The sequence below is a fragment of the Collinsella sp. AF14-35 genome (assembly GCF_003464565.1).
GTDB lineage: Bacteria > Actinomycetota > Coriobacteriia > Coriobacteriales > Coriobacteriaceae > Collinsella.
Map to the genome: position 1 here is coordinate 22431 of NZ_QRZD01000012.1, position 24543 is coordinate 46973.

The 24543-nt window shown below is 58.8% G+C and carries 13 protein-coding genes; 2 read left to right on the forward strand and 11 right to left on the reverse strand.

Going from position 1 to position 24543, the window contains the following annotated elements; translation table 11 throughout:
• Positions 1–4: 4 nt before the first annotated feature.
• From DWW12_RS05345 to DWW12_RS05360, 4 genes are all read right to left on the reverse strand, one after another.
• Positions 5–718 carry an ABC transporter ATP-binding protein gene (locus tag DWW12_RS05345; RefSeq protein WP_117655442.1) on the reverse strand — a complete coding sequence of 238 codons (714 nt, stop codon included), beginning with the start codon at positions 716–718 and terminating at the stop codon, positions 5–7.
• Positions 719–973: 255 nt separating this feature from the next.
• Positions 974–2179, reverse strand: coding sequence for an ABC transporter permease (locus tag DWW12_RS05350; protein WP_117855361.1), 1206 nt, complete (start codon positions 2177–2179; stop codon positions 974–976).
• Positions 2166–3353, reverse strand: a complete 1188-nt coding sequence (locus DWW12_RS05355) for an ABC transporter permease (RefSeq protein WP_117855363.1) — start codon at positions 3351–3353, stop codon at positions 2166–2168. The genes DWW12_RS05350 and DWW12_RS05355 overlap by 14 nt, the downstream gene beginning before the upstream one ends.
• 9 nt (positions 3354–3362) lie before the next feature.
• Complete coding sequence (locus tag DWW12_RS05360) at positions 3363–4301, reverse strand: ABC transporter ATP-binding protein (protein WP_117800076.1); 939 nt, start codon at positions 4299–4301, stop codon at positions 3363–3365.
• Between the two features lie 211 nt (positions 4302–4512).
• Between DWW12_RS05360 and DWW12_RS05365 the strand changes: the two genes are divergently transcribed.
• On the forward strand, positions 4513–5658 hold the full coding sequence (locus tag DWW12_RS05365; protein WP_158564410.1) for a sensor histidine kinase: 1146 nt from the start codon (positions 4513–4515) through the stop codon (positions 5656–5658).
• On the forward strand, positions 5655–6284 hold the full coding sequence (locus DWW12_RS05370; protein WP_117655439.1) for a response regulator transcription factor: 630 nt from the start codon (positions 5655–5657) through the stop codon (positions 6282–6284). The genes DWW12_RS05365 and DWW12_RS05370 overlap by 4 nt, the downstream gene beginning before the upstream one ends.
• 786 nt (positions 6285–7070) lie before the next feature.
• Here the strand turns inward: DWW12_RS05370 and DWW12_RS05375 are convergent.
• From DWW12_RS05375 to DWW12_RS05405, 7 genes are all read right to left on the reverse strand, one after another.
• On the reverse strand, positions 7071–7412 hold the full coding sequence (locus DWW12_RS05375; protein WP_117630030.1) for a 4Fe-4S dicluster domain-containing protein: 342 nt from the start codon (positions 7410–7412) through the stop codon (positions 7071–7073).
• Positions 7413–7419: 7 nt separating this feature from the next.
• Positions 7420–8508 (reverse strand): nickel-dependent hydrogenase large subunit, encoded by a 1089-nt coding sequence (locus tag DWW12_RS05380; RefSeq protein WP_117855364.1) that lies wholly within the window; start codon positions 8506–8508, stop codon positions 7420–7422.
• Between the two features lie 5 nt (positions 8509–8513).
• Positions 8514–9230, reverse strand: a complete 717-nt coding sequence (locus DWW12_RS09840; RefSeq protein WP_158564412.1) for an NADH-quinone oxidoreductase subunit C — start codon at positions 9228–9230, stop codon at positions 8514–8516.
• Entirely contained in the window at positions 9230–9823 is a 594-nt protein-coding gene (locus DWW12_RS05390) for an NADH-quinone oxidoreductase subunit B family protein (protein ID WP_117855366.1), read from the reverse strand. The genes DWW12_RS09840 and DWW12_RS05390 overlap by 1 nt, the downstream gene beginning before the upstream one ends.
• A gap of 12 nt (positions 9824–9835) precedes the next feature.
• Positions 9836–12718, reverse strand: coding sequence for a proton-conducting transporter membrane subunit (locus DWW12_RS05395; RefSeq protein WP_117855367.1), 2883 nt, complete (start codon positions 12716–12718; stop codon positions 9836–9838).
• 180 nt (positions 12719–12898) lie between these two features.
• Positions 12899–13294 carry a helix-turn-helix domain-containing protein gene (locus DWW12_RS05400; protein ID WP_117564058.1) on the reverse strand — a complete coding sequence of 132 codons (396 nt, stop codon included), beginning with the start codon at positions 13292–13294 and terminating at the stop codon, positions 12899–12901.
• Positions 13295–13749: 455 nt separating this feature from the next.
• Complete coding sequence (locus DWW12_RS05405) at positions 13750–24126, reverse strand: hypothetical protein (protein WP_147345468.1); 10377 nt, start codon at positions 24124–24126, stop codon at positions 13750–13752.
• Positions 24127–24543 lie beyond the last annotated feature (417 nt).

The window sequence follows — 24543 nt, forward strand, 5'->3', positions numbered from 1 at the left end:
CCGCCTACCAATCGAGCTCGGCGGCCGCGACGGGTGACTCATTGAGCTCATCCTCGACGATGCGCCCGTCGCGCAGGCGCAGCACGCGATTTGCCATGCGCGCGATGGCGGCATTGTGGGTGACAATGATGATGGTGCAGTCGTAGGTGCGGTTGACATCCTCCATGAGCTGCAAGATTTCCTTGGACGTCTTGTAGTCAAGCGCGCCCGTGGGCTCGTCGCACAGCAGCAGGCCTGGGTTTTTGACGAGTGCACGGCCGATGGCGCAGCGCTGCTGCTGGCCGCCCGAGACCTGGCGTGGGAACTTGTTGCGGTGCTCGTAGAGGCCCAGCGAACGCAGCAGGTCGTCGACATTGAGCGGGTTTTTGGACAGGTGCGCCGTGACCTCGATGTTTTCCTTGATGGTAAGGTCGGGCACCAGGTTGTAGAACTGGAAGACAAAGCCCAGCTCGCGGCGGCGGTACTCGCCCAGATCGGCAGGCTTGAGCGCGGTGAGGTCGCAGCCGTCCACCATGATGGAGCCGCCGTCGGCATCCTCCAGGCCGCCAATGAGGTTGAGAAAGGTCGACTTGCCCGAGCCCGAGGGTCCCAGCATGACGCAGATCTCGCCGCGGTTGATGGACGTGTCGATGCCGTCGAGCACCGTCAGGCGCGCATCACCGTCGCCATAGTGTTTCTTGAGCCCTTTGACCTGGACATAGGCTTGCTTTGTCGCCATGTTATCCCCCGTTGTTAGCCTTCTGCTACTTTTCTAGGGTAATAGTAAACCTGGGCGAACTATTTTTAAGCGACGTGCGCGACTTTTTTCCAACCTACTCATTGGGGACAGACTTAAATGAGTGAAATCGCTCATTTAAGTCTGTCCCCAATGAGCGCCGGCAGGAAAGGAGCGTCCCCAAGTGCCGACATATTGGGACAGTCCCTGCCAGCCCTGCCGGCGAATCGGCAAAGACTGTCCCCAATGACTAGGTGGCTAGGCGTGGGATTTGTTGTGGGCGAGGGCTAGGCCTACGGCGGCGATGGCGGCGGCGAAGAGCACCGTGACGCCTAGGTCGCAGGCGATGTCGCCCAGCACGGCAGACGTCAGGTCCGAGGCAAGCGCCTTGCCGATCGCGTCGTTCACCCAATACGTCGGCACAAAGCGCGCCACCGTCTGCACGGCCGAACCCATCAGCGACAGCGGCATCCAGGCGCCACCCAAAAACGTCATGAGCATGCCGAGTAAGTTGCCCACACCGTTGAGCAGCTCCTCGCGCGCGCCCAGGCTCGACAGCGTAAAGCCAACAGCCAGCGGCGTGCACGCCAGGGCAAACGTTGCCGCCAGCGCCAGGCACACGCGACCCACGCCGACCTCGGCAACCGCGCTGGCAAAGCCCACGACGCCCATCATGCTCGACACGAGCCAGATGCAGACGGTGAGCACGGCGGCGGCCGCGAACACAGCGAGCGAACGCTGGCGCTCAGAGACCGGGCTGGCATGCATGCGGCGCACGCGCTCGGGCTCGTTCATGCCCGAGAACACCAGTCCCACCGACACGATGACCGACGAGATGATCGCGTACGCGCCAAAGTTGAAGTACGACTCGAGCGTGATAGCAGCAGTCGAGTCGACCTTGACCTGCTCGATCTGGACCTCCGCGCGCTTTGCGGCCGCGTGCTCGGCGGCCCTTGCGACGTCGCCGTTGGAGGCAGCGGGTTCAAGCGCCGCCGCGGCGCCCGCGAGCGAGATCCAGCGCGAGGCCTCGGCAGACGAGAGCGCCGCCGCCATGGTGCCGGAACCGTAGGTCACGTCGAGCTTGGGCAGGGCCTCCCCCGCACGGGCGGCTGCAACAAGATCGTCCTCAAACCCCTCCGGGATAAAGAACACGCAATCGGCACTGCCCTTGGCGCTGTTGCTCTTGGAGAGCGCATCGGCAAGGTCGTACGCGTCGTCGCCGATGCCCGTGACCAGGTCAAAGCGTGAGCCCAGGTGCTTGGTAAGCGCCCGCGAAAGGTCGCTATTGTCGCGGTCGACCACGATCACGTTGGTGTCGTAGGGCTTGTACTCGGTAAGCTGCGACGAGTTCCAGCTCACCGAAGCCGCGATGAATACGCCCATGAGCGAGATGAACACCGTATAGATGAGCAGGTAGAACGGGTGCGCCAGCGCCATGCGAAGCGCGGTCTTAAAGGTGCTCATAGCGGCTCCTTCCAAAGATCAGCGTAGCGGCGGCGACAAACACCAGGGCCATCAGGACGAGCGCGCCGACGCGAACGGCGAAGGGCCCCAGGTCCTCAAAGAAATACAGGCGATTGAACATGTCGCAGATGAGCTTGACGGGGTTGAGCCAGCACTCGACCGGACAAGCGCGGGCGACGTCGTCGGCAAGCGCCATCGCCGGCTCGCCGTAGAGGCCGGCGAACAGGGCGCACGTGGTGGCAAAGCCCGTGAGGATGCCCGACTTGGATGCCTTGCCGCCCTTAACGGGAAGCGTGCCCACAAAAAGCCCCAGGCCCGTGGCGGCAAGCGCGGATGCAGCCCCGCCCAGCAGGCACAACCCCTCGCGCCCGCCAAAGTCGACGCCCACGACCAGGCGCACGTAGCCGATCGCAACCGCCATCGATGCAAAGGAAACCAGCCACGAGCCGACAAAAATGCCGGCCAGCGACGCCGTCTTGGAAAGACCGCCCACGCAGCGGCGCGCGCCGAGGCCGGACAGATTGGGCTGCAAATCGACGACGCTCAAGGCGGCAAACTCGGCAGACATCATCGCGACCAGGCCAAAAAGCGCGTAATAGTAGATGACCGTGCCATCGGGCGTGGCACGAGTCAGGCTCACGCGGCGGGTTCCGCCCTCGAGCGACAGGGCGCGCGCAACCGCCGCCGGATCGGCGAGCGCCGCCGGGTTGTCCTGGGCAATCTGGGACATGAGCTCGGCATTTTGCGTATACGAGCTTGCCACCGTTTCAGGGATGCTGCGGTCGGTAAGCACCGACGAGGCGCGCGAGCTGTCGTAACTCGATAGCAGCGTGAGCCTGGGCGTGCCCGCGGCATCAACCGTATAGATGCCCGCGACCTCGCCGGCCTTGAGCGCTTTGCGCGCGGCAGCCAAGTCTTCGTACTCGCTCACATCGAGCAGCTGGTCGTCGCCTGCCTTGGCAAGCGAAGCTGCCACATCCTTAAAGGTCGAGGCATCCCAGGCCTCGTCCGCCACGACGGCAACCGGCACCGGGTCGACCGTGCCGTCGGAGCTGAGGTTCGCAAACATAAACATGAACATCGTGGAAAGCGCGATAGGAAAGAGAGCGCCCCAGACCCACGTGCTCGGCCGGCGCAGCAGCGTCTTGACCGTGGTGATGATGGTGTTGAACATGGCCGCCCCCTAGTCGCGCAGCTCGCGGCCGGTGATCTCGAGGAACACGTCGTTGAGGGTCGGCGGTTCGGAATAGATGCGGCCGAGCGGCACGTCATGCGAGCGCAGCGCATCGAGAATGTCCGTCAGGTTGTGCGGGCTCGCTTCGCACGAAAACGTGAGCTGTCCCGCCGTTGCCGAAAGGTCCAGAACGTGCGGCAGGCTTGCGACGGCACCGAGCGCCGCACTCGGAACCTCGCCGACCTCGATTACAATCTTCTCGCCCATCTGGATCATGCGCTTGAGCTCGTCGTTGGTGCCCTGCGCCAGCACGCGGCCGCCGTCCATGATCATGATGCGGCTGCAGATCTGCTCGACCTCCTCCATGTAATGGCTGGTATACACCACCGTAGCGCCCTCGTCGCGCAGGCGGCAAATGCCCTCCAGGATGGCGTTGCGGCTCTGGGGGTCGACCGCCACCGTGGGCTCGTCAAAGAAGATGAGCTCGGGCTTGTGTGCGATGCCGCAGGCAATGTTGAGGCGACGCGCCAGGCCGCCCGAGAGCTTGCCGGGGCGGAACTTGGCAAAGTCGCCCAGACCGACAAAGTCGATCGCCTCGTCCACGAGCGCACGGCGGCGCTTGCGGTCGTTGACGTAAAGACTGCAGAAATAGTCGATGTTCTCGCGCACCGTAAGCTCGTCAAACACCGCCACCTGCTGCGGCACCACGCCGATGCGGCGCTTGAGGTCGTAGCGGGCGGGCGTCATGGGCTCGCCGAACAGCTCGATGGTGCCTTTGTCGTAGGCAAGTAGCTGCAAAATGCAGTTGATGGACGTGGTCTTGCCCGAGCCGTTGGGGCCCAGCAGGCCAAAGATCTCGCCGGGGGCGATGCTCAGGTTAAAGTGGTCGAGCGCAATAAGGTCGTCATAGCGCTTGACGAGGTTTTCGACGCGGACGATGTCTGTCATGAGGCGGCCCTTCTGTTGCTTGCGGCCCGGTACGATTGCATCATCGCAGGAGCGGACGGCGCGCACCAGTGAGCTTTGTCACGAGTGCGAGGGGGCGGAGGCGAAACCCCCGCCTGCGCGAGCGATCGACGACGCTTTGCCGCGCGGGAGGAATGTCACGGTTGCGCCAGGCGGCCCCTCCACCACGCGCGGCTTCGCGTACAATACCCGTATGAACAGGCTTTTCGACAAATCGATCGTGCTGGCGTGCTGCATTGCGGCCGCCATGGGCCTTGCTGTGGACGCTCGCCTGGTCGCGGCGTTTTGCCTTGGAGTTATCGCCACCTCGCTGGCCGAGGTCGCACAGGGAAATCGCGCCCGCCGTGCGAGCGAGGCCGTGAGCTACGCTTACATCATCGCGGCTGTCTTCGTGCCGCCGTTTATGCCGTTTGCGCCTCTCGCCCTCTATGACATCGCGCGGCGCGTGCGCCGTGAGCACGCCTGGATCGCGTTGGGTGTCGGTGCTGTCTTTGCCTGTGCGCTCGTCGCGGACCTTCGCGGCGGCGCGCTCACCACCCGAACGCTGCTGCTAACCGCCATTCTTTCGGTCGCCGCCACGTTGCTGTCACTGCGCACCGCGCAGCTGGAGCGCGAACAGGAACGCATGCGCCGTACCCGCGACGAGCTGCAGGAACGAGCCCTCGCGCTCGAAGCGCGCAACCGCGATCTTGCCGACCGCCAGGACTACGAAGTCGAGCTCGCGACGCTCGCCGAACGCGCCCGCATCGCGCGCGAGATCCACGATAACGTCGGACACCAGCTCACGCGTGCCTCGCTACAAGCCGAAGCCCTGCGCGTGATCCACGCCGACGAGCCCGGCGTCGCCGCCGATTTCGCCGACGTCAAACGCACGGTTGACGAGGCGCTCCAACTTGTGCGTACTAGCGTCCATGCGCTCAACGACAACGCTGTCGACCTTTCCGTGCAGCTCGAACGCATTGTTGAAGGCGCGCGCTCGGACGGCGGCCCGCAGATTGAGCTTGAAGTTATGACCGAACATGCGCCCGCAAATGTCGCCAACTGCTTTGCGGCGGTCCTTCGCGAGGCGCTTTCCAACGCCATGCGCCACGCCCATGCCAATGCCGTTACCGTGCGGTGCATGGAGCATCCGTCGTTTTACCAGCTCATCGTTACCGATAATGGCGCGGACGCGACCCCGGCGAGCAGCAGCAACGTCGCAGAAGGCATGGGGCTCGGCTCCATGCGCGAGCGCGTCGAGGCGCTTGGCGGCACCTTCACCGCCGGTCCGCGCGCCGGTGCCGGCGGCTGGCGTGTGTTCGCCACCGTTCCCAAACAGCAAGGAGATGAGGGCCGATGAGGCTCATCGTTGTCGACGACGACCGCCTAGTGGTCGATTCGCTCAAGATTATCCTGGGCGCCCAAACGCAGATCGAGGTAGTGGGCACCGGAGCCGACGGCAACGACGCGGTGGCACTCTACGCCGAACTCGCACCCGATATCGCGCTGCTCGACATTCAGATGCCGGGGCGCGACGGCCTTTCGGCGGCGCGCGAGATCCTTGAGCACGACCCCGCGGCACGCGTGGTGTTTCTGACGACATTCTCGGATGACGAGTACATTGTGTCGGCGCTCAAGCTGGGCGCCCGCGGTTACCTGATCAAGACCGATGTCGCCGCCATTCCGCCAGCGTTGGCGCAGGTCATGGATGGCAAACGCGTGCTCGAGGGCAAGGCGATCGAAGATGTCGATTTTGATGGGGCGAACGCTGAGGCCGGTGCGACTCGCCGGCCCGCGGCCTTTGCCGGTCTGACCGACCGCGAGTTCGAAGTCGCCGAGCTCATCGCCCGCGGCCTCGATAACAAGGAGATTGCCGCCACGGCTTATATGGGAGAAGGCACGGTGCGCAACCACATCAGCTCGATCCTGGCCAAAATGGGCCTGCGCAACCGTACGCAAATCGCCATCGCCTACCTGCGAGGGTAATTACCCAACAACCGACCACCCCGGCAAAGTAAAATGGCTGCCACCGATTTAATGCCATTTCAAAACTATGTCGGTTTACTACGATGAATCGACCACCTTCGACCACGGCAAATTGCGCGCTTCCAAAACCGCAGGTAGAACGCTTGCAATATTTAGAAAAATGCAGTCATGGTCGGGAATGCCGAATTCATCGTAGTAAACCGACATAGTTTTATTCGCGACGGCCCTGCACGAGTGCCTCCGCAAACCTCGCGAGACCAAAATGATCCGTTTTCTTCCGCCCACGGAGATCGGCTGACGGCGCCCACCACGAAATCGGCCCATCTACTACGTTTGACCCGATACCCCTGACCATAGCCGCGTTTCATGAAAAACCGCAGGCGTTCTACCTGCGGTTTTCATTTCGCATTGCTTGCCGTGGTCGAGGGCTGCCGCCTAAACATAGTAGATGGGCCCATTTCGTGGCAGACGGATCACGCGGCAGCCTTCGCAAGGCAAAAATGATCCGCTTTCCTCCGTCCATGGGAGATCAAGAGCTGTCACGGATATGGTGCCATTTCAAAACTATGCCGGATTACGGAGCTAAAGTCGGGGCCCTCATCCATACCTTCATTTTTTGAAAAACGGCAGGCTATCTACCTGCGGTTTTGTTTTTGCGATTTTCTATATGGTCGGAGGTTCGCCATCCAGCCCCGTAATCCGGCATGGTTTTGTTAGCGGCGGCCCAGCCGCGCGTTCAAGCGCGGGGCCGGCGGGGCAATTTTGCCCCGCCGGCCCGTCTACGCGTTATTCCGGCTTAGTTTCTACCGTGGGAGTCTTGTCCGCCGCAACCGGAGTACGGGCGGTGTCCATAGTCAGGCAGTGCTTGGGGCAGCTCTCGATGCACTCACCGCACACCACGCAGGCATACGGGTCGATCGACCACGTTCCACCCTTGCGATCGACTGCGAGCGCGCCCGCCGGACAGCGACGCGCACACATGCCGCAGCAGATGCACGCGTCCATGTCGTTGACGATATGCCCGCGCAAGCGCTCGGGTGCCGCGAGCTTCTCCTGCGGATAGCACACCGTTACCGGCTGCTTGACCATAGAGCCCAAGGCCGTCTTGGCAAATGTCAGCAAACTCATGCCGCGCCTACCTTTCCGTGCAGCTAATGCAGGGGTCGATGGTCAGGATAATCATGGGCACGTTGGCAATGAGCACGCCCTGCAGCGCATGCGTCAGGCCCGCCAGGTTTTGCGACGTCGGCGTGCGCACGCGAAAACGGTCCAGATTCTTGGTGCCGTTGCCGCGCACATAGTAATACGCCTCGCCGCGCGGCTGTTCAATCACAACCTCGCCGCGTGCGCCGTCGGCCGGCGTAAGCTTGGTGCGCCCGCCGATCCCGTCGTGCGGAATCTTGCCCACAAGCTCCTTGATGATGTCCATGGCCTGCGTGACCTCGGCGCAACGCACTTGGCAGCGGGCATAGCAGTCGCCATCGGTAGCGACAACCGGCTCAAACGCAGCCAGGTCCGCATAGGCACCGTCGCCAAACATGCGCACGTCGTAGTCCACGCCCGAGGCGCGCCCAAACGGACCGACCATCGAAAGCTCCAGCGCGTCTTTCTTGCTAATCACGCCCACGCCATGCAGGCGCTCGCCGCAGCTGTCATCGTCCAAAAACGTATGCACCAGAGCCTCGTAGTCAGGACGCATGGCATCGAGCGTCTGGACAATGCCTGCCAGCTCGGAGTCCTCGATATCATGCTTAAGGCCGCCGATCTCGTTAATCGACAGAATCACGCGCCCGCCGCACGTGCTCTCAAAGATCTTGAGAATCTGCTCGCGCAGGGTCCACGAACGATAGAACAGCGCCTCAAAGCCATAGGCGTCGGCAAGCAGGCCCAGCCACAGCAGGTGCGAGTGAACGCGCGAAAGCTCGTGCAGAATGGTGCGAATATACTGCACGCGGCCGGGCACCTCGATGTCAAGCATGCGTTCGCAGGCGCTGGCATAGCCGCAGCTGTGGCCCACGGCGCAAATGCCGCAGATGCGCTCGGCGATGTAGCCAAACTGATGCATGTCGCGCTTTTCGGTGAGCTTCTCGAGCCCGCGGTGCACAAAGCCGATCTGTGGAATTGCCTCGATAACGCGGTCGTCCTCGATCACCAAGTCCAGATGAAGCGGCTCGGGCAGCACCGGGTGCTGCGGTCCAAACGGAATAACGGAGCGATGTGCCATGGGCCTTACGCCTCCTTTTTCTGCTTGTCGCGGGCGGCCTTGGCGGCAAGCGCCGCGCGGACCTTGGCCGCTTTCTCAGGATCCATGGCGGCGAGCTTTGCCTCCATCTCGGCGGCCTTGAGCGCCGCCTTCGCAGCAGCCCCATCGTGCTGAGCATCGGAGCCGGCAGCCGCAGCGGGCTGAGCAGCGGCGCCCGCGGCATCGCCGGCGCCCGCAACGCCCTCCCCTGCAGCAGCCGCAGCCGCGGCGGCCTTCTCGGCAGCGGCCTTGCGCGCCTTGGCCTCGGCAGCCGCGCGGACCTTCATGGCCTTCTCGCGCGCGGCCTTCACCTCGGGCGTGATAACGCTCATGGGTTCAGCGGTCGAGACCTGGTAGAAAAAGCCCTTAAAGTCGATCTGCATATCGGTGATGGCAAGACCAAACAGATCGTGCGCTTCGTTTTCAAACGGGAATACCGCCGGATAGTACGAGCTGATGGACGGAATCTCCTGGTACTGATCAATTCCCTCAACCACCAGGTTCTCGATCGCATAGCTGCCGTCCTGCGCAATATGCTCCCGAGCAGCACGAACGTTGATAAACGTATAGACCAAGCGATACGTGCCGTCGTCGACGTTGCGCTCGGCGTGCATTTGCACAAAGCGGGCACCGGCGCCCTTGAGCGCCTGGACATGCGACAGGAGCTCGTCGATCCCGACGGTGGTATAGATTGCCTCTTGCATTACTCGGCCTCCTTTGCAGCGACGGACGCGGTGGGCGTCCCAGCAGGTGCGTCGCCAGCGGCGGGCGCGTCGCCGGCCTCAGCTGCGGCCACAAACCCGTCCTCGCCCAACTCAACGCCACCGTCCCAAGTAGCGGCACCGCCCACGGTAAGCGGATCGCCGCCGGCGCGCATCACGGCCTCCTTCTGGTCCAGGATGCCGCACGCCTCCACGATGGCATCGATCACGGTCTCGGGGCGAATGGCGCATCCGGGCGCGTACACGTCCACGGGAATCGCGCGGTCCACGCCGCCGATCACGTTGTAGGCATCGCGGAACACGCCGCCCGAGCACGCGCAGATGCCGCAGGCCACCACGCACTTGGGCTCGAGCATCTGGTTGTAAATCTGGCGCACGACAGGCAAGTTCTGAGCGTTGACCGAGCCCGTCACCAAAAAGATGTCCGCATGCTTGGGGTTGCCGGTATTGACCACGCCAAAGCGCTCCGCATCGAACAGCGGCGTGAGCGAGGCCAGCACCTCGATATCGCATCCGTTGCAGCTCGAGCCGTCGTAATGAATAACCCACGGCGAGCGCGACATTTTATGATCCATGGATGCCGCCTCCTAAATAAACACGTCGACGAGGATGGGCATAAGGTTGAGCAGGCCAAACACCAGCGCCACGCCCCATCCGAGCTTAAAGCAGCTGCGCCAGGTGCTGCGCGCGAAGGTGTTGTCGATCAGCACCTCGACAAAGTACGTCGCAGCCATCACGACCAGGGCGACCAGCCAGCTCACTGGGTTGTCCCAGACAAAGAACATGCCCACCCACATCAAAAACAGCACGGTCTCGCACCAGTGCATAAGGGTCATCTTGGCCAGCGTGCTGCCGCTCATCTCGGTGGCGACGCCCTGGACGATCTCCTGATGCGCGTGATGCGAGTACGAAAGATCGAACGGCGACTTGCGCAGCTTGATGGTAAGCACCGCGAGCAGCGCGAGGAAAATGGGCGCGCTGTACACGATGATGGGGGCCGACTGCCCCGTCACGGCGATGGAATCGAAGCTGTCGGTGGCAAGGTACAGGCCCACGCTCATCAGCAGAACGGCGGGCTCGTAACTCATAACCTGCAGCAGCTCGCGGTCGGCACCGACCTGGGCAAACGGGCTTTGCGTCGAGGCGGACGCCAGCACCACAAAAATCGCGGCAAGCGTCACCATAAAGGCGCATAACAGCGTGTTGGAGCCCGACACAAAGATGCCGCCGCCCACCACGGTAAAGATGAGCGCGCACGCCATGTAGGTATCGTCCATGGTGTTTACGCTGGCGGGAGCCTTGCGCAGCAGCTTGGCAACGTCGTAGAAGGGCTGCAGCAAGCGCGGGCCCACGCGGCCCTGCATGCGAGCCGAAAGTTTGCGGTCAACGCCGTCGATCAAGCCGCCCACAAGCGGCGCAATCAAGGCAAACGCCACGGTGCCAATAAAAATGCCCACGACGCCCGAGCCTTCAAAATACTTGCCGCGCAGCACCGAGGGCGCACTCATGGCAAGCCGCTCGGGCCCAATCCACGCGCAACACAGCAGCGCAAACAAGATAATGCTGCAGCACACGACGCTACCCGCGGGGCCAATACGCTTCTCGCCAAGGGCGTCCTCCGAGTACCAATTGCGCTTTTCGGCCTTCACCTCGTGTCCCATCGAGCCGCGGAAATGGCGGTAATTGTCGGTTCCCACACCCGAAAGATATACGTTTACGTGCGGTTTGTTGCTCACGCGGAATGAAGTCAGCAGCACCACGGCGATAAACGCCACGATAACCACCATCAGATACATGGCGTCCTTGCCAATAACGTACGGCACGCGGCCAAACACCATGGCCAAGTAAGGCGACACCAGACCGCTCGAGATAACCGGAAACGCCACGCAGCACAGAATCAGCAGCGCGGCGATGGCGTTGAGGGCCATCCATTCGGTCTTATGGACATTGACCTCAACGTTTTGAGCCGTGGGGTCGACGCCCGAAAGCTTGGCAAGCCACTTGCCCCAGAAGTAAAACGTCGCGGCCGAGCCAAAGGCAAGCACCATGATCATGAGCACGTTGCCGGTCTGCGCAAACGCCACCAGGGCGCCCCACTTGGACACGAGCATGCCAAACGGCGCCACAAACATGCCCATAATGCCCAGCATCATCAGACGCGTCAGGTGCGGCATGCGGCTGAACATGCCGTCCATGTCCTCGATATTGCGGCTGCCGATATGATGCTCGGCCGTGCCCACGCACAGGAACAGCAGCGACTTGGCCACCGTGTGGAACAAGATCAGGAAGATGGCCGCCCATACGGCCTCGGGCGCGCCGACACCCAAGCAGGCACTGATGAGGCCCAAGTTGGAAATGGTGGAGTACGCGAGCACGCGTTTGGCGTTGCTCTGCGAGATGGCCATGAGTGCAGCGAGCAAAAACGTGATGGCACCCACACTCGTGACCATAAAGCCGGTCACGGGGTAGATGGCATAGAGTGGGCTCAGCTTGACCATCAGGAACACGCCGGCTTTGACCATGGTTGACGAGTGCAGCAGGGCGCTCGTGGGAGTGGGTGCAACCATGGCACCCAACAGCCAAGTGTGGAACGGCATCTGTGCGGCCTTGGTGAGCGCGGCGAGCGACAACAGGATGACCGGCATCACCAGCAGCGCGGACTGCGCGGTTCCGGTGCCGGAAAGCTCGATCATGCCCGAGATGGTCAGCGGCATGCCGTTAACGTGCAGATACATAAGTCCGGCCAAAAACGCGATGCCGCCCAGCATGTTGAGGATGATTTGGGTAAAGGCGTTCTTGATGGCCTCGGGCGTACGCGTGTAGCCAATCATAAGGAACGAACACACGGTGGTGATTTCCCAGCCGCAGAACAGCCACTCAAGGTTGTCGCTCGTCACGATGACGAACATGGCCGAGAGGAACAGGAACATGAGCGCCAGGAACTGCGGGCGACGGTCGGGCGCGGTCTGCCCGCGCAGCGCGGCCTCGTGCTCGTCATGGGCCTGGAAGTCCTTCATGTAGCCCAGGGCATACAAGCAGATTAGACTGCCAACGATGCCGACGGCGAGGACCATGATCACGCTCATGTAGTCCAGGTAGAGTGGCGTTGCCGTGACGGCTTCGGCCGCGGGCAGCGTCATGGCTGCAAAGGCGAGCGAGCCCACCAGCTGGACTATGCCGAGCACCGTGGTGAGCGCGTTCCTATATTTGTACGCGTTGTACAGGATGACAGCGCACAGGATGACGTCGATAACGGAACTGATGATCGAGAGCACATGCGAGGTGCCGGGGGCAACCTCAAAGCTCTGCGGACCCGTGCCAAAAAACATGACGGCGACTACAACTGTCACCGCCATAATAATGCCGGAGCCTATGAGCCCCGCCGCATCGCGGGCGCGGTCACCGCGCGCGAGCAGCATGCCCAGCGCCGGTACCAGCGGAAACAGGGTAAGGAAATACAGTAGCGTCATACCATCACTCCCCCATGCTAAAACGCTGCAATTGTTTAACGTTATAGCTCAATTGAGGAGTAGCGGCGGCGGGTTTTCGGTCAACTGGGGAGTTTTAGGCGTACGGGGTAAGGGCACGCCCGCATTGGAGCAGAGGGGCGGCAAGAAAAATGCGCCCCTGTGGGTGCACCATCCCGTTTGCTATTCCGCCTTTTTAACGCGCGGCTTGCGACCGCGCGGCTTATCGACCAGTGCGGACTCACCGCTCTCGCGGTACTGACGGCACCAAGCCTTGACCGAAGACTCGCTAGGAATCTTGTGCTTGATCATGGCCTCGCGAACCGTTAAGCCGTTTTCCAAGCGGTCCTTGACCACGGCGAGCTTAACTTCGTACGAATAGGTGTGATGATGCGAACCGGCGTTGAGAACGGCGTCGGCACCGCCCACGGCATATGCGCGGGCCCACTGACGAGCCGTGGCCTGGGGAATGCCGAGCTCCGCGGCGAGGGCGCGATGACCGACCCCCTCTTGGAGGACCTCGACGGCGCGCTGCCTAACCTCGGGCGCATGCGTGCGAGTCCTTGTTGCTTCCGACATACCTGCCACTTCTTAGCCTTAACCGTTAATCTGCTTTCTTACGTGCATGTTAGATAGTAGCATTTTGCTGTTTGCGCGTAACAGTTAATTGAAAATCGCAATTTCGCTATCTGGGCATTTGCCATTAATTTGCAACAGTTCTTTAGGTTTTATTTACCCAGCTAGCTGGCTCGCGGCTCATTGACGGTGTTTTACCAACCAGATTGGTATCTTTTTGTTTGGCTGGTATGGTTTGTGTAATTATTAACCCCTCTTCAGCCCGCACCTACATGTCAACTTTCCACTTACTTTCCAGCTTTCCACCTAGCTTTCCAGCTTTCCACTTAACTTACCACCTAAGGTGGAAAGCTGGAAAGCTAGGTGGGAAGCTGGGGCAGCAGCAGGCCAGGAGAACAAGAAAGGGGGCGGAAACCGGGTGGTTTCCGCCCCCTTTGCGAAGCCAGTTGGCTTCGGAACTAGTGGTCGATGCCGTTGAGGTTCACCCTCGTGAGCGTATAGGTCACATAGTCGGGCGATTGAGGCGTTGCGCTCGCCACGTCACCCTTAACCAGGCTCGCTGTCATCACCAAGCGATAGTTCGCGTAGAACTGCTCACGCTGTTCAACCTGCGTGTTGACCTTAACGGTAAAGGGCAGGCTAAACGTCGTATTACCGTTCTTCGTTTTGAACTTGCCGTTCTCCTTCGAGTCAGTGAAGGTGATCGTGCTACCGGAGGGAGCGACCGCGGCAAGCTTACTCTCCGTCACTGTTACGTAGTTTGAGATATCATCCGTTACGCTCTCATACGTGCCGTCGGTTCCGCGGCGCTGAAGCGAGAGCGTGTACACAACAGAGTCTGCGTTCGCAATTGCCTCGGCGGCGTTGCTGAGTCCACCCAGTTCATACGTGGCACCCAGACCAATCGCGCCATTCGCGATCGGACGCAGGTCGTCCACGTTAATGCCAAGCTGCGACTTATCTGGCGCAGAAAGCGTAATGGTCGTATCACCCGTGTCCATGCGATAGTACCCGACGTTACCGCGCTTCGTCTGCGTCAGGCTCGAGGTATTAAGGCCTTCCTTACGCGTCGAAAGCTTGGCGGTATAGGACATCTTGGTACAGGCGTCCTCGCCAGACTGCTTGGACAGGGAGATAACCTTGTTGCAGCCGTCCGGCGTAAGGCGAATCTCTTCCACTACCGTACGCACGGTAAAGGATCCGCCCGCTGCACGCTTGCGGATTCCGGCAAGGTCATGGTCGAGCGTGAGCCTCAGTGAGTCATCACCCGTATCCGTCACAATCTGTGTAAACGCAGGCGTCGAAGCGTCATACGGCTCCCAATCGCTGCCACTCCACCTGTAGTTCTGATTGCCGATGGCAACATAGAACTTCGCAATTGCCGAAGTTCCGCTCGGGAAACTGCTTACTCCCATTAGGTTGTTGTTGGCGCCATAGCGACACAGCGATGTATCGAGCTGATAGAACAGATGGTCGCTCTCTGTATAGTATTGGCTCGGGCTAAACGTAACCGTATCCATGACATCGAGAGAAAGAACGTAGGCGGCACCGTCCTCCGACTTCGAAACCGGAATGCACGCCCCATCTTTTTTGTCGACTACATTCTGCTCATAATTGGACAAGATGCTGTATGTCGATGCCGTACTGTTTTGAATATCGTCGCTGCCATCGGTGCGTAAAACATGATGCAGATTCCAAGATATGCGGCCACCCGAAGAATTCGAGTCAATAGACGAAGCCGTAAAACCGTTGATACTAGCTTGCGTCACGCCGTCGCCCGACTTGGGCACGTTGACAACTAGGTAGACGCTCTCCGATGCACGCTTCTCTCTGCCGGTATCCTTCTCCTTGGGTACCTTTAGCGTATAGCGACTGTTGCTGGGAACGTCAGCACCCGCAACCTTAAACAGCGTCCACTTGCCATCGAGTTTCGCTTTAGCGGTCGCCTCTGCCTCGTTATCACACACGGTCCATGTGCCGGCGCCATCCTGCGTGGCCGACACACCCAAGATCTCGCTCAGCCATCGCTCCTGATATGGATTGCCCGCAGAATCCTTAAAGCCGTCGTTTCCGCTCAGGGAAACGCTCGTTGCTCCGCCTTCGCCCACCGTATAGTGATACTCTCTGCCGCCGGCCTTGCCATCAACGTTCGCATCGATGAGCGTAAGCTGGGTGCCCTGGGGCAACCTTCCGTCGGCACCATTGAAGAGGATGCTCTTACCGAGCCCCTTCATCGAGCCGCCAGCAGCCATATAGCTGTCCCAGCCAAAGTCGACTTCCTTCCCATTGGCAGAATTGTATGTCCAGGTAAGCAGACCCGTCATCGGCTCGCCAAAGCTCGTAAGCACGTGTGCATCTTTTCCAAGGTTAGCGTAGTCGCTTTCTTTAAATTTAGTGCCGTAATCATACGTTGCAGTGAAATCGATCTCGAGCTTGCGCTTAACGATGATCGGCACCTGAACGTTGTAGCTCTGACCCGCCTCGGTAAAGGTGACGGTCAGGAGCGTAAAGCGACCCTTGCCGTTATCCCAATCGGAGCTTGGGCTAAACGACATGTTGTTCTTGCCGTTGTTCACCACGCGAAGCGTGGGATTGCTCGACGCGCCATCGTCCTTAACGAACACACCATCCTTGAGTTGGAAAACCTCTGCTTTGGCCGTCACGTGCGGATTGGTGCCATTCTCGTTATTCAATCTGCAAGCGTCGGAGAAGCCGCCGTTCGTGACGATGTTTAGATAGCTCTTGACCGTCGTGTTGTCGTTGCCAGAGATCACCAAAACGGGGAAATCTGTTGTGGCCTGGTTGCTGCTTGTATCATTATTCGAATTGAACTTACTCGCCACGGATGAGGCATCGTAGCTCGAGGTATTTTGATAGGCGCCGTTGTCATTAATGCCGCCGATATTGGTGTAGGTGTAGCGGCCATCAACGCCAGCAGCCGCCTCGCTCTGGATGGTCGCCGCGGTGTCGATGGCGGCGCCGTCGCCAAACAGGTAGCGGTCGGTGGTGTCGTTGTCGGAGGCACGCACCGCCAGCGTGCTCACGGGGCTCGTGGTCACGTACGGGCTTGCCGCCGTGGTAGCGGTATCGTCCGCACCGTAGAGCGTGGTGCCCTCGTCGGGCGCGCGCAGCGTGTCCTTATAGTCGCCGAACGCGATGTAGGTCTTCCTGTTTACGGCGGCCGTATTGGTCGTGTAAACCATCGGCGGCAGATCACGCGTGGTCTTGCCGTTGCCGAGCTTTACGTTCACGCCCGCTGCGGAGAGGCTATAGCCGTTTGTGTCAACCTCGCCTAAGAGCACGCCCTGCTTAGAGCCCAATTTGTAGGTATTGCTGTCCATGAGCACGTTTACCAGATGGAACTGGCCGCGTCCGTCGCCCGCAATGCCGCCGTTGGAGGTTCCACCAAACGTTGTGTTAGATACCTTTGTGTTGGTGACGTTGATGACGTCGGCACCGCTGTTAATCGCGCCAAGTAGACCGCCGCTCCACCTGCCCTTGATCGTGGCGCTCTCAATCGCGATATTGTTGCAGGCTATGTTCACATTGCTGAAGTAGTAGCCGATAAGTCCGCCCGAGCATTGGTCGGTGCCGGCAATGTTGATATTCTCGACGCTACAGCCCTCAAACCAGTACGTGTTGGGACTGCCACTGCTCGTGACCTCGCCAATCAAGCCGCCCGCATTACGGATGCTATTGTTCGTTCCGGTGGCATCGCCGATGATGGCGCTCTTGGCATCGCCTCCGGCATCAATGCGCACGTTGCTTATAGAAATAACGCCTCTATAGGCGCTTCCGACCACACCGCCGGCGCCCATGTACTTATCGGTGTTCGACCCGGTGGCGAGTACATTTACCCCAGAGATGACTGCCGTGCTCGATGCGACGGCTTCCGTGATGCCAATTTTGGTGTTCACCGATACGTTACTGGAGGTATAACCGAACACGCCGCCCACGTAGGGTGTTGTTCCCGTGGCGGTTATGGTCGAGTTTTTGCCAATAGTCTTCTCGTATACCCCTGTGGCCGCGGTTGTCCACACGCCGCACGGCGAGGCGATCGCACCCACATAGCCACCGACCTTCTTCTCGCCCGTGACGTTAAGGCCGGTGTACGAGCAGTCGTAGAGCTGCACAGGAGAGGACGTTCCCCCATAATTCACAATCGAACCGTTGGCGCCATCGGTGCTGCGCGACATAAGGCCAGCACTTCCAATGAGGCCGCCAGCCGTGCAGCCTCCGACTACGGTGCTGTTAGAAATGCCGACGTTTTTGAACACGCCATAGGCGACCTCGCCCGAACCTCCCTGGTTTGCAGTTGAGCCCGCAAGGCAGCCGACTCCCACCGAGCCGCTATTTTCATTGCTCGTCGACTTGGACTGCTCTACCCCGGTCGAAGATACATAGGTAAGCGAAATGTTGCAGTCGCTGAAGTTGAGATTGTTTACGTTTGCGCTGTCATTCGCTTCGATGCTTCCCTTATTGAATGCATTCGAGTAGAACTTGATAGTGCTGAACAGGCCGCCTACGCCCGCCACGCAATAGTCGTCATCCACGTATTCGCGCGCGTTGTTTGACACTTTGATTGTTGCGCCGTTGCCGTTGACAGTGGCAATGCCCGGAGTAATGAAATCTTTATCATTTACCTTTTTGTCGGTCGCACATGCATTTGAGTAATAGCGGCCCGAAAGACCCAAGAAACCCGAGCCATACTTCCTCATGTCATAGTCATGGGTCTTGCCTTGCTCAAACTCCAGGTCCATGCCGCAAACGCCCATCGCGCACACATAGCCCGTGCGCCAATCGGTCGCGTATTTCTTCACCAAATAGGGCGAATTAATATCTTGTCCGTCTTCGCCGTTTAATGGGCCTTGGTATTCCTGGTTGCCTGGCGCCTTAAGGTCGTCATTGATCGAGATCGCGAAATCGCCCTTTGCTGCTTCAGCAGGATTTCCAACCGCAGCATACTGCGCATTGCGAACCTTGCCATACCGTTCATTTCCGAACTTGTATCCCGTTGAGGGAATGGCGCCTTTGACGCTACTGCCCTCATATGCATGCGACCCGCGGTACGTGCCTTTGTCGTCTTTCGAATCGGTGTGAGCAGCACCAGCGCCCGCGCCGCTATTGATGATGGCAGACAGCACGAGCAGGCCCTGTCGATCTTTGACTGTAGTTTTAGGGGCCTTGTTGTTTTGCTGGCCGGCATCCCAGCTGAATTTCACGTACGTATCGGTCGTGGTTACGCAGCCGGTGTCATTCACATCAAGCTTGTTGATCTTGTAGTTAGAGTCTCCGTTCTCAACGTCGCAGCCCTCGCTAAAGGCATAGCCATCAATCACACGACCAACGTAGGGGTTGTCGTACAGCTTGAAGTTCGCACCGCCTTCTCCAGCACTTTTGAATTTTGTTTTAGTTCCTGCTCGCCAAGATGCCTTCGACATATTACGGAAAATCACGCCGCCGCCCGCAATGGCGCCGACGTAGCCGCCAATGGGAACAAGATGCGGCTTAGTTCCGCCACCAGCAACCGTAAACCCGGTTGTAGGGCTATCGGCCGTCGTCCCATTAACGACCACGCCATCAATAATGTTATCGCCGCCAAGAATGCAGCCGATAACGCCGCCGAAAAACGCCGTCGGAACACCATCCGCATCCTTGGCAGAATAAGTAATAGTCGCTTGTGCATCCACATAGCGAATGTTCAGGTTGCGCACCACGCTGCCATAGCTGTAAGGAATAAGGCCGCGTAATGAGCCAGTATTGTTTTTGATTACAATCGTTGCAGCCGTGCCGTTCACGTCGCCAACGATGACGCCGCGGAACGGGTATGCCGAGGTGCCGAATCCGGCGAACGCCGAGCCATCGAGCTCAATTGTGTTATCCGCATCCGACTTGGGCTCAATGCTGTAATACGCACTTTGCAGATACCGACGCATTGTATCGTCGGAAAGCACATCATTGGAGTCGGTCGCGTCGTCGACCTTCTTCTCCCACTTCTTCTTGGTGTCGTTCGTCTGCTTATAGACATAGGTAACTTCATTATCGACGCTGCCCCCGTTTCGACGTTGGCAAAGCGCCGATTGGTCCTTTACGATAGTAACTTCCCAGCCGTCAAGAGCGGTGCCGTTGTTGATGTAGTTCGCCGCCGCATTGAACTCCGATGCCGAGGTAATCGCGTACGGGTCGCCATAGGTGCCGCAACCCATCGTGAAGTTAGGAATGCGCTGGTTGACTTTGATTTCGTGGTACTGAACGCCATTCTCGGTGGCTTTTCCCTTGGCTACATAGGGAAGATAATTGCTGAACCGTTGTGCTTCAACGTTTGCCTTCTCGGCATTATCCGTCTCTACCAAGCCTTCATCGGTGCCATACGTCACTTCGTCGTAATACCAAAGCTGCTTGCCAGTGTATTCCTTGCCTTGGGCATCGATTTCGCTTCCGTACGTCACATTACCGGCCACGGCATCGGCCTTGGTAAAGGTATAGTCCGCAGTACCCGTGGTTGTATAGCCAAAGCTCTCCAGCAGGCTCGCGTGGGTGAAAATCGTATTGCCCTTCTGGCTAGGCAGGCTTATTTGCTCAAACTTTGCTGTGACCTGATCAGAATTCTTGTCATAGCCCAGATAGCCGAACAAACTTGACGCCGCGGTTTTATTGACGCCAGAATTGTCAGCATATTTAGACGTCGTTACATTTTTGACATCCAAATTGACGTACCTTGTTATGGCGTTTATCAGCAGCGGCGCATACTGCTTGTCCACCGCTCCGTCGACCTGCAGGCCGTTGAGCTTCAGTGTGTCAATTGTGATCGCTGCCTTCTTATCGCCAGATGCTCCGTAGGCACAACGAAGTACGAGCGCACCCGATACACTCTTGGGGTCAAGTCCTTTTGCGTCATCATTTTTAGCTCTGCCCACTGTTCCTGAAAGCGTTACGCTGCTAACGGTGAGGCTCCTGTTGCCAATCGTTCGAATAAGACCGCAATGCATATTCTCATGCTGAGTAGCCGAGTCGTTGCTTTTATTGCCTTGCTGTTCATCTTTTATTTTCGAATAGCAAAAGATGATCTCTACGTTTTGGATGGTCACATTGTTGTCGCTAACATTTGAGGGATAGTAGCTATAGCCCGTCAAATCGATAGTGACCGGATTGCCGCTCTTGGGGCCGATTACGTTATTGGTAAAAATCTTCTCTTTGTCACCGGTAAGATACGTACATGTCGAACTTGGGGCGTATTTCCTCGCCGCCCACAAAACAAGGTGCTCGGGCGTATTCATTACAGACGCATTGAGGTCTTTCACCCGAGTCAAAGCCCTGTCCAGATTGTAGTAATAGCGAACAGACCCGTTCGTTTTGTGATCCTCGCCCTCGCCGAAAACCGTTCGATTTCGATAGCTATTGTCCTTGGCGGGATCCCCGCTCATGTCTAACGTATCAGCCTGGGTATGAAGCGAAACGATCGCATTGCAGCCGTTATCCATCAACTTGCTTCCGGGCTTCACGCCATTAGCGACCCATTCATCAAACGTCGTTACCTTTGGAGCGACAATGGACGCCCCGCCCACAGCATAAGCGGTTTCCCAACTGGCCTTGTCTTCCAGATATAGGCCAGTGTAGGAGATTTCGGCGCCAAAGCTATTGGCCGAATCGGACGTACTGCCTCGAGCAATAAGAGCGCCAAGCGTAGTGGCGCTCTCGGTATTGAAAGAAGCGCCCGCCAAATTGACAGCGTAGTCATTAATGATCCAGTGACCGCTCGTGGCATATACAAGACCGCCGACCTCAACTGAGCCATTCGCAGTCACAGTAGTTTCATTCGTCTTAAGAGCGTAGGGCCTATCGTCGGAACTCGCAGAGGAATCGCCAATGGTAACGATGGCGTTGCCCCAGCTGTAGCCCAGAAGGCCGCCGGCGCCATGGTACTTGTCGCCGTTCTTGCCCACGGCCATATCGAACGAGTCGTATGCGAGCCCCATAATGTTGACGTTCTTGACAGCCGAACTGACTATCTCCTTTTTGACATTATAGGTACTCTGAACAATACAGCCGATAAGGCCGCCGACTTGGGCGATCTTGCCATCGGCACAGTCACCAGTATTGATTGAGCCACCAACTTCGAGGCTGGTCACATTGAATGTCGAAGTTACATCACCCACATAACCGATGGCGCCGCCGATGCGGGTGTCGCCCCTGAGCGTATTGCCTGTAGCAATAGCCGTTTGTGCTTTGCTATTGCCACCGAAATCAACGCTTGCAGCCGCCGATACACTACCCGCAATACCACCGATGTTCGCATCGTTACCGAACGTATCATCACACGTGATCTTTGTCTCGCACGCTACGCCCGACAACGTCAGTTTCTCGTCGGCGGTGCCCGTAATTGACGCCGCAAGCGAACCGGCATCGACGCTGAGGCCGTTGTCGAATTTCATGAAGCCACCGATGGTGAGGTTGCTCACCTTCGCGGCACCGCCAATGGCATTGAACAAGCCCAGACGACCATGGCGGTAAATCTTACCGTTGCCGTCACTCGTATCGCCGGCGGCAAGCGTCTTCCCGTCGCGCGTGCCATACGGCTCGCCGACGGCAAGGGTTACTTTATGATTATTGCCGTTGAACGTTCCCGAAAACGATACGCCGTTGTTCAGGCTGTCAAGGCCAAGACCCCCAATGCCCGTGCCCGACAAATTGACATCGCAGTTCAGGTTGATTACCGTTTGGCTCCCAAGAAGGTCAGCCATGTTTGAGGTCGGGCCAAACACGCCGTTATACAAGCCGCCGGTCTGAATCGACAATGCTAGGACAACAAAATCCTGTATGTCGTCGATGTCGAACGTGTGGTCCTGGTTCCACTTGTCGCTGTCGGCGCCATTTACATAACCAACCTGCCAACTATAGTTGGCCGATGAAGGGCCTTCAGGCTTATGCGTAGTTTCGTTGAGCTGAATCAGGTTCCATTTTAGCTTCGATCCGTCGAGCCTTACGACCTCCCCATAGCCCTTAGAGGCATCTTGGGCTCCGCCAAGATCATCAATCTTGGGTGCATCCTTACACCGCTTGTATATCCAGTAGTCTTTTTCATTGGAATTCGTCGGCTCGCTGTCGCTGCCCGTGCCGCGAGCGAACACAAGCGACGGATAATCGGAACGCACCATGGCTATTTGCGCGGTAGCATCCCCCGCGCCAAAATGCATGTTGGAAAAATCGGTTTCGCCCCCAAGGCGTATCGTGGCCGTCCAGCACTCCGCGGCAATGCCAGCGCCCTTGGCGATGCTGCCCTCATTGCTCACGGTAATCCCGTTGACATCCGCGACGCTGTTTTTGTCGATGCAGCCGACCGCTCCGCCAAAGCCGTTGCTCGTTGAAGCGACCTGGGTGCAGTTGACCGTAGCATTATTAATTTCAAGCGCGGCGGGCATAGCGGACGTACCAAGCCATCCAACAATGCCGCCAGCAAAATATGGGCTCTTAACGAGCGAAAACTTAGTCGTCACGCCTTCAACTTTCAGAAGGCTTAGAGGACTCGTCTCTTCGGTCGAATTCGCAGCGCCGCTCACAAAGCCAATAAGGCCGCCGAAGGCAGCATTACTGGCATCGTCCCCAAACGTGCTCTTGAATGAGCCGTCCTTGAATGACACAGAAACGCTTGGATCGTCCAGCGCCAGCACGCCGAAAACCGAGCCGGCTCCGTCAACCGCGCCCTTTACATGCGCCGCGCCCGCAAGCGTAACGCCATTACCCGTATCGATTTGGTTATTGCCAGTAAACTCAACCGACTGAATAAAGCTGACCTTGCCTATAAAGCCGCCGGAGATTTTGCTATTCGAATCGCCAATACGCTCAGGACACGCCACCTTTGCGCCCTCAGATTGCGAAAGGCTCAGGTTGGTCGCTTGTCCGATGAAACCGCCGCTGGCGGAGGTGCTCTTGACGGCGAGCGCGTGTAGGTCGAGAGCCTCCGTGACGTTGACCATGGCACCCGTGCTCGAGCCAACGAGTCCTACAACGCCACCGGCGGAGCCGTTCGTAGACTGGACGGTGGCGGTGGGAACGTTTGCCAGAGTGCCAATGCTCAGGGTCGCACCGTCCTTGACTTCGCCTACGAGCAGGCCAGCGTTGCCAGAGCTCGTTTTGACGGCTCCGCCTGAGGTCAGATCGTTGGGGAACGTGACGGACTCAACCGTCAAGCTCCCGCTCTCGACCGTGTTGGCAATCAAGCCAATGTTGCCCGTCGCATTCGCGTTGAGATTCTTTCGAGAATCGGTGAGGCTATAGGTAACGTTCGCAGCAAGGTCGCCCGTCGTCGCACCCAGGAGGGGTGCCGTCAAGGCGGAAGTCGTATCCTTCACATCAACGTTCACGGGTTCCACGATGTCAACCGACGCGATGAGTGTCTTGCTCGCTTCGCCGTTTTCCGCACCGCTGACCTTCGAAGCGACCATCGGCGCGCTATAGCTAGTCGCGCCTACCCACTTTATCTTGACCATATTGTTTTGGTCGGTCAGCTTGAGGCTATTAAAAACCGTCCGATCAGTCGTGAGCTCGACGGGACTATCAGCGCCATTCAGCGACCTATAGATCCTGCCTTCAAACGGATGCTCATCACTGCCAAGACCCTGGAAAGACATGCCGTTATTAGCCGACTCGGTGAGCTTCGCATCGCCCGTGATGATAACCTTGATCTGCGCATCATAGTAAAGCGAAGCGTCGGCGTTAGACAGGACGGCGAACGCCTCCGACGACTTGACATCGAGGCTTCGGATTCCGCTCTCGTCGTCTTTGCGCACGATGCTTTCCGCGCCGTTCTTCTCGAGCAGCTCGACGAGCTTATTCAAATCCGTGATCGTCGCACCCGCCTGGGCCTCAGCGTCCTCCGAAGTCGCATCATCGGCATCTTGCTCGGCGTCGTCAGCGGCGGCATCGTCAGCGGCATCGTCGCCTTCCGTCTGGTCGCCCGTGGAATCGGAACCCGTGGCGCTATCGGTGGTATCGCCTGCTGCAGCGTCATCCTTCACCGCGTCATCCCCAGCACTGTCGCTGTCGGCGCCGGTATCACTCGACCCAGACCCGATCGTGACATCGCCGTTGGTCTCGCCGCCCTCGGCAGTATCCAACGCCTTCGCAGATGCGGCAGCAATCTCGTTCGAGATGTTCTGCCAGCCTGCCGCCACAGCAGCCACCGTGGGCGAGCATGCTTGGAGCACCATGACCACCGTCATGAACTCTGCGAATATGCGCTTTGCCGTTCTCAT